The 11303-nt window shown below is 58.6% G+C and carries 13 protein-coding genes and 1 tRNA gene; 9 read left to right on the forward strand and 5 right to left on the reverse strand.

What is annotated here, in order from left to right; genetic code table 11:
- Window positions 1-14: 14 nt before the first annotated feature.
- The 3 genes from AEAC466_RS42490 to AEAC466_RS45155 are packed head-to-tail and all read left to right on the forward strand — an operon-like array spanning window position 15 to window position 1318.
- Window positions 15-479: a DUF2269 family protein gene (locus tag AEAC466_RS42490; RefSeq protein ID WP_023460109.1), complete on the forward strand. Its 465-nt coding sequence runs from the start codon at window positions 15-17 to the stop codon at window positions 477-479.
- A gap of 59 nt (window positions 480-538) precedes the next feature.
- Entirely contained in the window at window positions 539-1168 is a 630-nt protein-coding gene (locus AEAC466_RS42495) for a glutathione S-transferase N-terminal domain-containing protein (protein WP_023460110.1), read from the forward strand.
- Window positions 1169-1186: 18 nt separating this feature from the next.
- Complete coding sequence (locus tag AEAC466_RS45155; RefSeq protein WP_023460111.1) at window positions 1187-1318, forward strand: hypothetical protein; 132 nt, start codon at window positions 1187-1189, stop codon at window positions 1316-1318.
- Here the strand turns inward: AEAC466_RS45155 and AEAC466_RS42500 are convergent.
- The gene (locus tag AEAC466_RS42500) at window positions 1315-1767 is read right to left on the reverse strand and encodes a DUF4442 domain-containing protein (RefSeq protein WP_023460112.1); all 453 of its coding nucleotides are present in this window, start codon (window positions 1765-1767) and stop codon (window positions 1315-1317) included. The genes AEAC466_RS45155 and AEAC466_RS42500 overlap by 4 nt on opposite strands.
- Window positions 1768-1894: 127 nt before the next feature.
- Here AEAC466_RS42500 and AEAC466_RS42505 point away from each other — a divergent pair, with 127 nt between their 5' ends.
- Together AEAC466_RS42505 and AEAC466_RS42510 are read left to right on the forward strand one after the other, a co-directional pair.
- The gene (locus tag AEAC466_RS42505; RefSeq protein WP_023460113.1) at window positions 1895-2518 is read left to right on the forward strand and encodes a cytochrome b/b6 domain-containing protein; all 624 of its coding nucleotides are present in this window, start codon (window positions 1895-1897) and stop codon (window positions 2516-2518) included.
- Between the two features lies 1 nt (window position 2519).
- Entirely contained in the window at window positions 2520-3284 is a 765-nt protein-coding gene (locus AEAC466_RS42510) for a molybdopterin-dependent oxidoreductase (RefSeq protein WP_023460114.1), read from the forward strand.
- A gap of 96 nt (window positions 3285-3380) precedes the next feature.
- Here the strand turns inward: AEAC466_RS42510 and ybaK are convergent, their stop codons facing one another.
- From ybaK to AEAC466_RS42525, 3 genes are read right to left on the reverse strand one after another with little or no spacing between them, the layout of a single operon-like run.
- Complete coding sequence (gene ybaK / locus AEAC466_RS42515; protein WP_023460115.1) at window positions 3381-3854, reverse strand: Cys-tRNA(Pro) deacylase; 474 nt, start codon at window positions 3852-3854, stop codon at window positions 3381-3383.
- Entirely contained in the window at window positions 3854-4870 is a 1017-nt protein-coding gene (locus tag AEAC466_RS42520; protein ID WP_023460116.1) for a threonine aldolase family protein, read from the reverse strand. Before AEAC466_RS42520 ends, ybaK begins: the two co-directional genes overlap by 1 nt.
- A 59-nt stretch (window positions 4871-4929) precedes the next feature.
- Window positions 4930-5232: an antibiotic biosynthesis monooxygenase family protein gene (locus AEAC466_RS42525; RefSeq protein ID WP_023460117.1), complete on the reverse strand. Its 303-nt coding sequence runs from the start codon at window positions 5230-5232 to the stop codon at window positions 4930-4932.
- A gap of 165 nt (window positions 5233-5397) precedes the next feature.
- On the opposite strand from AEAC466_RS42525, the gene AEAC466_RS42530 reads away from it, so the two are divergent.
- The 3 genes from AEAC466_RS42530 to AEAC466_RS42540 are packed head-to-tail and all read left to right on the forward strand — an operon-like array spanning window position 5398 to window position 9684.
- Window positions 5398-6015, forward strand: coding sequence for a hypothetical protein (locus AEAC466_RS42530; protein ID WP_023460118.1), 618 nt, complete (start codon window positions 5398-5400; stop codon window positions 6013-6015).
- A 21-nt stretch (window positions 6016-6036) separates the two neighbouring features.
- Window positions 6037-8409, forward strand: a complete 2373-nt coding sequence (locus tag AEAC466_RS42535) for a bifunctional diguanylate cyclase/phosphodiesterase (protein ID WP_023460119.1) — start codon at window positions 6037-6039, stop codon at window positions 8407-8409.
- Window positions 8410-8448: 39 nt separating this feature from the next.
- A complete protein-coding gene (locus tag AEAC466_RS42540; protein WP_200863999.1) occupies window positions 8449-9684 on the forward strand; it encodes a hypothetical protein in 1236 nt (411 codons plus the stop codon).
- A gap of 248 nt (window positions 9685-9932) precedes the next feature.
- Here the strand turns inward: AEAC466_RS42540 and AEAC466_RS42545 are convergent.
- Window positions 9933-10022, reverse strand: a tRNA-Ser gene (locus AEAC466_RS42545).
- Window positions 10023-10429: 407 nt separating this feature from the next.
- On the opposite strand from AEAC466_RS42545, the gene AEAC466_RS42550 reads away from it, so the two are divergent.
- A partial coding sequence (locus AEAC466_RS42550; protein WP_023460121.1) for an outer membrane protein occupies window positions 10430-11303 on the forward strand: 874 nt, incomplete at its 3' end.

Raw genomic sequence — 11303 nt, forward strand, 5'->3', positions numbered from 1 at the left:
AGGGGCGGCCGGACATGCTGTATCTGTGCGTCAAATGGCTGCATATTCTGTCATCGACCGTCCTGTTCGGCACGGGTGTAGGCACAGCCTTTTTCATGCTGATGGCCAATTTTTCCCGCGACCTGCGCGCCATCGTCTTCGCCACGCGAACGGTGGTGATGGCCGACTGGTGCTTTACGACGCCGGCGGTGATTATCCAGCCCCTGACCGGCCTGGCCCTGGTTCATATGGCCGGATATCCGCTAACCGCGCCGTGGCTTGTGGCGGCAATGGGGCTCTATGTGTTTGCCGGCGCTTGCTGGGTGCCGGTCGTGTGGATGCAGATCCGCATGAAGCGCCTGGCTGCCGAAGCCTTGGCCAGTGGCGCGCCCCTGCCGAAAATCTACTGGGTGCTGAATCGCTGGTGGCTTATCCTGGGGTCATTGGCCTTTCCCGCCGTCGTGGTGATCTTCTGGCTGATGGTCTTCACGCCGTCCTGACTTGCATGGCGACGGGTAAGGCCTATCTAGGGTCAAGCGATCACATGAGAGGACACGCCATGATTCACCTGCACACATGGGGCACGCCCAACGGCCGCAAGATTTCCATCATGCTGGAGGAACTGGGCGTGCCCTACGTTCTGCATCCGGTGGATATCAGCAAGAACGCGCAGTTCGCGCCGGAATTTCTGGCAATAGCGCCCAATAACAAGATACCGGCCATTGTTGATGAAGGTGCCGATGGCGGTCCGCTCAGCCTGTTCGAATCAGGCGCCATACTGATCTATCTGGCCGAACGCTTCGGCCGCTTCCTGCCCACTATTCCCCATGAACGCTATACCGTCATTCAATGGCTGATGTGGCAGATGGGCGGCTTGGGGCCGATGATGGGGCAACTGGGCTGGTGGGCCTTGTCGGCGCCGGAACCAACGCCATTGGGTGTTGAGCGCTACCTCAAGGAAACGGAGCGTCTATTCAATGTGCTGGAAAAGCGTCTGTCCGAATCGCCGCATGTCGGCGGAGACGCCTATTCCATCGCCGACATGGCCATCTATCCCTGGCTTGCGCAATATCGTGTGCGCGTTAAGGATCATATAGAGCCTCTAATCCAGGCACGGCCCTTTATTAAGAGCTGGCTGGAAGAAGTCGGTCGCCGTGAGGCGGTGCAGCGTGGTATGCTTCTGCCTTAATTTAAGAAAGATACCGAAATGAACAAAGCCAAACATCGCCTGCTGACGCCGAACGAACTGGCCGAGCAACGCAAGGCGCTCGCCCAGGCGCAGGTCGACAAAATGCTGGCGGCCAAGAAGAAGCAGGCGGAAGCCGCAGCCAAGGCTTAGGCCTTGTCTGGCTTCCTGCGGACGTAAAGAACCTTATGCACCCGCGCGATGCGGGTGCCTTCGGTGTCAAGGACATCGACATCAAACTCCGGTTCGCACTTGCCGTTGTTGTCGGCCTGAGCCTTGATGCGGGCTATCTCATCCTGGGGAATGTGAAACACGGCGCGGACATGCCGGCGGCCGGGCTTAAGGAACTGGATCGACGCGGCCTTGTCCCAGACAATGTAGTCCTTGCCCAGATTCATCATCAAAATCGCCATAAAGAACGGGTCGCACATCATGTAGAGCGAACCGCCGAATTGCGTGCCCACGATATTGCGGTTCCACCAGCGCAGCTTCATTTCGACGGTGATCGACGTAAAGTCGGCGGTGGTGTCTATGACCCGGATGCCGGCGCCAATCATCGGCGGATACCAGTTGATCATCTTGAAACGATTGGGATCGGCCATGCATACGCTCCTTTTCTTTCCGTCAACGTCAACATGGGCGCAGGCGAAAGTCAATATTTCCGCAGCTATGTCACCAAACTGGGTTTCGGAGCGTATTGATGTTAAGGTCGACAGACGGAGGCAAGGCATGAGTGAAAATGGGGACAAAAGCAGTATCCACCCCTTGTGGCTGCGGCTGATTCACTGGGCGAATGCGGCGGCCGTGATCGTGTTGATCCTAAGTGGCTGGCGCATCTATAACGCCACGCGGTTCATGCATCTGCGTGTACCGTTTACCGGCGAAGCCCTGTTCCCCAACAAATGGACGATCGGCGGCTGGCTGGGCGGCGCGATCCAATGGCATTTCGCCGCCATATGGGTCCTGTTCGCCAGCGCCGTATTCTATATCCTTTTGTTTCTGCTCACCCGGCGTGGAAAGCAGTTCCTGCCGGTGACGCCATCGGGCCTGTTGGCGGACATCAAGGCCTTCCTCAGGGGCCGGCTTAGCCACGCCGATATTCGCCAATACAATACCATTCAGAAGCTGGCCTATCTGTTCGCCATGATCGACCTGGTGGTGCTTATCGCGTCGGGCCTTGTGCTGTGGAAGTCGGTGCAGTTCGGCTGGCTGCGGGTCCTGCTGGGCGGTTACGAAGCGGCCCGCTATATCCATTTCTACGCCATGTGCGGCATTGTCGCCTTTATTGTCATCCATGTCGTCATGGCCGTACTGGTGCCGAAGACGATCAAAGCCATGCTGTGGGGCCGCTGACATGACGCCAGATATCAAGAACGACGAAGAGGCGATCCTCAAGGAAGCCAACCACCTGCTGAAGGACCCGGCCAAGCGGCGCCTGCTCGGCAATGTCCTGACCCTGGGCGGTCTGTCGCTGGCGACCGGCATAGCGCTCAACCACTACGGATCGGTCAACGAAATCCTCAAGGCCCTGTCGCGGTTCAACGATGGCGCGCAAAGGGTGATCTTCAACCCCAACGCCCTGGCGCCGACCTATACCGAGGCCGATATCAAGCATCCGTTTCCGTTCAACGCCTTTTACAGCGTCGACAAGGCCCCGGTCGTCGATGGTGAAAAATTCCGGCTGGAGCTGTCGGGAAAGATTGCCGACCGCCGGCCGTGGGACCTGCAACATCTTCACGCCTTGCCCTATACCGAGCAGATCACTCGTCACATTTGCGTCGAGGGCTGGAGCGCCATTGGCCGCTGGGGCGGGGTGGTGTTTTCCGAGTTCCTCAAGCGGGTAGGGGCCGATACGACCTGCAAATATGTCGGCTTCAAATGCGCAGACGGTTATTTCACATCGATCGACATGCCGACCGCCCTGCATAGCCAGACGCTTCTGGCCTTCACTTTCGACGGTCAGTTACTGCCGGCGAAATATGGCTTTCCCATGAAGCTGCGCATGCCGACGAAGCTGGGCTATAAGAACCCCAAGCACATCGTCGAAATCTTCGTCACCAATGTCTATCCCGGCGGATACTGGGAAGATCTCGGTTACAACTGGTTCGGCGGCAGCTAGAGCCTCATGCCGAAAAGTGGACCCCATTTTTCGGAAAACATGAGGCGTTACAAAAAATGACAGCCATGAGGCGGCTCAACTGAGCCGACGAATGCTCTAGGCTGTCAGGTCCGCGAACGGTGCGCTGAGAAACCGGGCCGCGTCGTCCGGCGCAATGCTGAGCAAAAGCCCGCGTTGTCCGGCATTGATATAGACGACATCGTAAAGCTGGGCCGTTTCGTCAATCACCGTGGGCGTGGATTTGCGCTGGCCGAAGGGCGAAATGCCGCCGACCTTGTAACCGGTCAGGCGTTCGGCGTCGGGCACCTTCATCATCTGGCCGGACTTTCCGTGAAAGGCCGCGGCCATCTTCTTCATGCTGACCTCGCAATCCGACGGCACGACGACACAGACCGGCTTGCCATCGACTTCCGCCATCAAGGTCTTTAAGGTTTGCGACGCATCGATGCCCAGGGCCTCGGCCGCCTGCAAGCCGACGCGCGGCGCGTCCGGATCGTAATCATAGGGATGAAGGTCGAAGGCGATACCCGCCTTGGACAGCAGCAATGTGCCGGGTGTGGTTTTGGACATCAGCAATCCGCGAGAAAAGCCGCCACCTCATCGTCGGTGGTGGCGAAGCTGGTAACCAGGCGATAGGCGTCCGCCCCGGCGTTCGGCCAGGGATAGAAGCGGTGACCTCGGGCGAACAGCCGATCGGCGGTGACCTTGGGCAGGGTGACGAACAGTTCATTGGCTTCGACCGGATGCAGCAGGCCAACCCCCGCGCGGTCGATCAGTCCGTCCCGCAATGCCATGGCCATGGCATTGGCGTGGCGGCCGAGCGTGATCCACAAATCGTCGTCGAGCAGGGCCTGCAACTGTGCCGAAACATAGCGTGCCTTGGACGGCAACTGACCGGCGCGCTTATGGACATAGGCAAAATCTTCGGCCAGCGCCGGATTGAGGATGACGGCGGCTTCGGCCAGCATGGCGCCATTCTTGGTGCCGCCAAAGGACAGGATGTCCACCCCCGCCACCACCTTGGCCGGATCGCAATTCAGCGACGCTACGGCGTTGGCAATTCGTGCCCCGTCCATATGGATGTAGAGGCCATGTGCCCGCGCGAAGGCCGAGAGGTCGGCAAGTTCACTGAGTGAATAGACGGTGCCCAGTTCGGTGGATTGCGTCAGGCTGATGACCCGGGGGCGGGAGGTGTGCGGCGCGTGTTCCAGCGTTTGTTCGACCAGGCTGCCGATGCTGGCGACACTGAGCTTGGCGTGATCACCTGACAGTCCCACGATCTTGCCGCCCGTGAAAAATTCAGGCAGGCCGCATTCGTCGTTATTGATGTGCGCCTGCTGGTGACACAGGATGGATTCGTAGGGACGGATCATCCGCGCCAGAGCCAGTCCATTGCAGGCCGATCCATTGAAGACCGGAAATACGCGGGCGTCGGGCGCCTTGAACACAGTCCGAAAGGTCTGTTGCAGCTGTTCTGTAACCACGTCATTGCCATAGGCGGGCGCGTTACCGGCATTGACATCGTTCAGCGCCTGCAAAACCTTCGGGTGAACGGGGGCGGTGTTGTCGCTGGCGAAATTGGCCATGGAAGTCTCTCAAGGTCGGAACAGCCTTCCTATAAGGGCCATGGTCCCGGCTGAAAAGCCTATTCGGCGACGGCCTCGTAATACTGGCCGACCGGGCGGGTGCTTAACAATGCCATGATGCGATTGAAGTCGTTGGGATCGACCGCCGAAGCCGCCTGTTTATGTGCCGAGATGCTGGTCCACACCTCCAGAACGATCAGCGTGTCATCAGCATCCAGCCCATCGGCGATCTTCAGAAGTAATTCGCAGCGTTCGCAGCCGTCTACTGTGCGAATTTGACGCACGACCGCCTCGAAGGCTTTCACCAAATCCTCGAACCTGCCAGGCAGGGCTTTGAATTCATTTACTCTCAATATGCTCATCGGGGGCCATCTCCTTTGCGGCGATACTGGCATGACCTTGGCCAAACTGTGTCAGGATAAGCTGTTCTTAACGATTGAATGCGCTCTTAAGGATGTATTTCAGAAATAAAATGCGCGAATTTTCGGTTTAACTGAGTTTTATAACTGTTGTGATATGCAGAGCGTATGAAACCATCGCTGCTCATCTTTTCACTTCTTCTCACCGCGACTTCTGCGGCTGCTGGCGATCTGGCGACCATTGTGACCGATACGGCAGGAAAGCCGGTGCCAAATGCGGTGGTGACCTTTACACCCGATAGCGGTGCCTCAATGCCGGCGGCGGAAAAGAGCAAGGCGTTCGTCATGGCGCAGAAGAATGTCCAGTTCGTGCCCTATGTTCTGGCGGTGCCGGCGGGCACCACCGTGGCGTTTCCGAACGAAGACCGTGTGAACCATCACGTCTATTCATTTTCGCCGATCGCCAAGTTTCAGTTTCCGCTCTACGGCAAGGGTAAGAGCCGCTCCATGACCTTTACGCAGCCAGGCACGGTGGCGCTCGGCTGCAATATCCACGATTCGATGGCGGCCTATATTCGTGTCGTCTCCACCCCTTATTATGCCACGACCGATGGCGCTGGCCGCGTCATGCTGAAACTACCAGACACAGCCGGAAGCCTGGCCGTCTGGCACCCCAATATGGACGCGCCCGACCATCAGATCGCACGATCTATAGCCAAGACGTCGGGCAGCCAGGCCTTTAGCGTCAAGGTGCATCTTCCGGCGCCAACCGCCGGTCAGTACTGAGGAAGCGTCACTGGAACCGTCATGATCTTCAAACGCCTGAGCACCAAGTTATCTGTGATGTTCGGCGGGCTTTTCTCGGTAGCCCTGCTGATGATCGCGCTTGCCTGCTACATGGCGGTGGTATCCTATGCCCGCAGTTCCGTCCAGAAGGAGCTTCAGGCATCGGCCAGCGTGTTCAACCGTATCTGGACGCTGAAGTCGGACTCGCTCCAGACCAACGCGGTGTTGCTGTCGCGGGATTTCGGCTTCAAATCCGCCCTGGCGACCAAGGACACGGCAACGGTCGAATCGGCATTCACCAATCTGCAATCGCGCCTGAATATTGAAACGGGTTTGATTATCGGGCCTGACGGCCAGCCTGTTGTGGGCGAAAAAGGCGACCTGGGGCGGGCGCTGGCTGGTGCTTTGGCGGCCAAGAATGAATTCAACGCCATCAACGGCATCGTCGCTGTCGATAGCCACCCTTATCAGGCCGTGGCCGCGCCGGTCATGGCGCCCGACCGTCAGGGCTGGGTTGTCTTCGCGCAACGGCTGGATGACGCAGAAATGCAGAATCTGCAGGGCCTGTCGTCCATCCCGATCAAGGCATCAATCCTGACGCAGGCACGTGGCGGCCTTTGGCTTGGGCCGCAGGAGCAGGTCAATGATTATAAGCCCTCTACCCTGAGCTTCTTCATCGACCAGAGCCTTCACACCAACGCGGCCAGCATGATCAAGAGTGGCCACGGCACCATGATTGCTGTGGCGACCTCATTGCCCAATCTCGACGGCCATCAGAAAAGCGTTCTGTTGCTGAGTTATCCGTTGAACGCCGCCTTGAAATCCTATCAGCCCCTGCTGACCGTGCTCCTGGGCATCGGTCTGTTCGGTTTGATGTGCGTGGTGATGTGCTCGCTATATCTGGCGCGGAGTTTGACGCGGCCGATCCTGGCTTTGAAAGATGCGGCGTTCGCCTTGCGCGATGGCCGTCCGGGCCAGGTCAAGATCACCACGCATGATGAAATGGCCGACCTGGCCTCTGCGTTCAACGACATGGCCGTGTCGATCGAAGATCGTGAGCGCGACATTACGCGACTGGCCAAAACAGACGTGGCGACCGACCTGCCCAATCGCTCCGCGTTCGAGGACCATATCGCCAATGTGCGCGACAAGGGCACGGAAAACGGCGTCGTTGTGGTCTGTATCGGGATCGACCGCTATACGCACATCCGCGCCGTGTGGGGCGTGTCCTATGCCCATACCCTGGTGTCGCGCCTTCAGGATATTCTGGCCCGCATCTTCTCCAATGCCTATATTGCTCGTCTGTCGGCCGATACGCTGGGCCTGTGCCTGTCCCCATGCGAAGCCGCCCAGGCCCTGCCCCTGGCTCGTGCCATCGCCGCGCGTCTCGATAAACGTATCAAGGTGACGGACGATCAGAGCCTGGACGTCATGGTATCTCTGGGTGTCTACCATATCGTCAATTCCCGTCCGGCGCCGGATGAAATGATCGAGCGCGCCCTGATCGCGCTGGATCAGGCGCGTGCGGGCAAGGCCAAGATCGCCCTTTTTGATCCGCGCACATATTCCGAACTGGCTGACACGCTGCTGTTGACCGACCAGTTGTATGCCGCCCTGGCGAGCAAGGCGTTGCAGGTCTGGTACCAGCCGAAATTCAGCTATCGCGAAGGTCGCGTTACCGCCGTCGAGGCCCTGGTGCGGTGGAACCACCCGGAGCGAGGGTTCGTTTCGCCGCAACGCTTTGTCGCCATTGCCGAGGAAACCGGTGCCATCCGCGACCTGACCACACAGGTGCTGCAAACCTGTCTGGCGGACCAGGGACGGCTGAAGTCGGCCGGGTTCGATCTCGATATCAGCATTAACTATTCCGGCCGACTGCTGTCGGACGAAGCCTATAACGCCATGGCGCTCAGCCTGTGCGATCAGGCGGTCGGCCAGATCTGCCTGGAAATCACCGAAACGGCGGTTATCGAAGATCCGAAGATCGGCCTGGAAGCCATCAATACCTTCCGTAGCCGCGGGCTGGAAATATCGATTGACGATTTCGGCACGGGCCTGTCGTCGCTGGCCTATCTCAAGCAGATTCCGGCCAATGAGTTGAAGATCGACCGGTCGTTCATTATGGAAATCGAGAGCGGTCAGCGGGATGCCTTGCTGGTACGTTCCACAATCGATCTGGCTCACGGTCTGGGTATGAAGGTGACGGCAGAAGGCGTGGAAACCGCTGCGTCGTTCACCCTGCTGCAATCCATGGGCTGCGATATCGCGCAGGGCTATGGAATCGCCAAGCCCATGCCCTTCGGCGAACTGGTGCTGTTCCTCAACGACTTCATAGGTGTCGGCGAGGCCAAGACAAAGATGCCAACCTATCGCAATCGAAAGGCCGCTTCCTGAAAAATGGCGGCATGGCCGGGATATAGGCGAGGCGGACTGGTGCTCCTTCTGGTGGGCATGGTGGCCGCGTCGGCGTCGGCCCGGGCTGAGACGCAGCTGTTCGATCCGGCAACCTATACGGCATGGGCCGACCTGCGTCTGGCATATGCCGACGGAGAGAGAGGCTGGCTCGATGGTGGATTTGGCAAGCTACGTCATGGTGGGGAAGCTGCGGCGGACATTGCTCAGGTGGCTGTTTTGTGGAAGCCGCAACTGACCGACACCGTGTCGGGCTACGCCCTGCTTCAAGGCGTTTCGGATGCGGCTGTGCCGGTTGGCGTGGAAGAAGCCTATGTCCAGTGGCGGCCGGTTCCACGCTCGGATTTTCGCTACAGCCTGCGTGCCGGCCAAATGTTTCCGCCGATATCCATGGAGCATGACGGCACAGGCTGGACCGTCCCGCGCACCCTGACGCCCTCAGCTATCAACAGCTGGATCGGCGAGGAAGTGCTGGTGCGCGGCGTCGAAATCAGTGGCCAGGCCAATATCTGGGGACAGGGTGTGGGGCTGACGCTTGGTGGCTTTACACGCGACGATACGGCGGGGACGATTCTCAGCTGGCGTGGCTGGAGCCTTCACGACATATCGTCCGCCGACAATACGGGCCTGCCCCTGCCGGATGGCCAAAAGCAGGGCTGGTATCAATTGTTCAAGACGAATCAGGCCGCGCAAAGCCGGCCGATGGTCGAGGTTGACGGGCGTCTTGGCTATTATGCGCGCATCGATTGGCGCCCGCCGGCGCCCTTCGCCATCAACATCGAGGTCTATGACAATCAAGGCGATCCCATGGCCCTGCGCAACCGTCAATGGGGATGGGCGACGCGCTTTTATAACGTTGGGGCAGCTTACCGGCTTAATGCGCAAGATGAACTTCTGACGCAATACATGGCCGGCCATACCGCGACGGGCTGGCCAGTCGGGCAGGGGCGCCACGTGGTCGATGTGGACTTCGAGTCGGCCTATATGTTGTGGTCGCGACGACTGACAAGCGGCGGCCGATTAAGCGCACGCTTCGATTGGTTCGGCGTAAGGGATTATTCCCGGCGCGCGGTCGATGACAATAGTGAAACCGGCTATAGCGCCACGTTTGCCTGGATGAGACCGTTGAGCGACCATATGGATTGCGGCCTTGAGGCCTTGCATGTCGTAAGCGACCGTCCGGCGCGGATGACGCACGATTTGCTGTCGAAGCAAGCGCAGACCCAAGTTCAGTTGGCCCTTAAGCTACATCTGTAGCGCCGTCAAAGGTCGATATTAGCGCGCACATGTCGCAGATGCGATTTTTGGCGAAATCTGATTACAGGGCAGCTATTTTGAGGCGACCACGATACGAGGCCTACCACGCATATTGCGGCGCATTGCGAACGCAACAAAAGTGGTATTATATGCTTATTTTTTAAAACGCGGCGTTATGTGATGTTGCGCAGATTAAAACGCCGCAAATCTTTGAAAAGTTTGCTAACTTATCAAAGATTCAAGATGAATGGCGGAGAGGGTGGGATTCGAACCCACGGTGGGCTTGCACCCACGCCGCATTTCGAGTGCGGTACATTCGACCACTCTGCCACCTCTCCGTATTCAAAGGGGGAACCGCACAAAGTCCTTATTTTATAAAGAATTTTTGTGACTGATTCTGGACAGCTTACGCCGCCGGGGTCGATCAGAGGGCGTGTCTCTACTGAAAGCGAAGGCAAACCGCAAGTGTTTTTCCGACGTTTATGGAATTTTTATAATGCACCCCCCTGGTGCTATAGCTTTTTAACGGTGATGTTTGACCTATATACGGCAGGTACGGCTTTATTCCGGCTAAGCGTGTCTTTCAGGTGTCAGTTATCCTGAAAGGCGCTATAAAAGCGCATAATTCGCTCAAATACGCATTTGGGTGCTATGCAAAACGAGTTCGGAAAGTTATGAAGCTGAGTACTAAGGTTTCAGCCGAGATGATCGGCTGTTCGTTGGATGGCCATGAGAGGGCAATAACATGAAACTCAAATTGTTGGCGGGCGCTGCTCTCGCCGCGATGGCGGTAGCGGGTGCCGCTGCTGCAGAACAACCTACGGGTTGGTACGGGGCGCTTGACCTCGGTTATAACTGGAAGTCGGATTACAAGGCACGTTCGTCAGGCAACATGCCGGACGGCGGTCCTTACGTTTACAATGTCTCCACGGATGACGACTGGGCTGGTTTTGCCCGTCTCGGCTACCGTTACAGCCCGAACTGGCGTGTGGAACTCGAAGGCGGCTACCGCCCGGGTGACATCAGCAGCGCTCGCGGCTTCCCGCGCACCTATCCGGGTTCGACCGCTCTGGTCGACAGCGGCATCTGCACCACCGGCGTAATCCGCGCCGCTGGCGATGCTTGCGGCTCCCCCAAGGGTTCGTTCGAACAAACGACGCTCATGGTCAACCTGTACTATGACATCCTGCCGGAATCGACCTTCCATCCGTTCATCGGTGCGGGCGTCGGTCTCGACAGCGTGAAGGCGAAGATGCTCGGCCAACTGTCGACCAGCCCTCGTGATGGCGTTGCCGATCTGAGCATGGTTGGCAAGGACACGGTCCCGGCTTACCAACTGCTGGCCGGTATGGCCTGGGAACTGTCGGATCGTCTGAGCCTCGACGTCACCTACCGTTATCTGGACGCTGGCAAGGCGACCTTCAACGGTGGCATCGCGCCGCTTTCGGCTGCTGCGACGACCGCTGGCTGGCAACAGCCTGGCACCTTCTCGGGTAAGTTCAGCGATCAAACCCTGACCGTTGGCCTGCGTTGGTCGTTCGGCGAAGAAGCGGCTCCGCCGCCGCCTCCCCCGCCGCCGCCGCCGCCTCCCCCGCCGCCGGTTGTGGCGCCTCCGCCTC

Origin of the sequence: Asticcacaulis sp. AC466 (genome assembly GCF_000495815.1) — a bacterium.
In the GTDB taxonomy this organism is placed as follows: domain Bacteria; phylum Pseudomonadota; class Alphaproteobacteria; order Caulobacterales; family Caulobacteraceae; genus Asticcacaulis.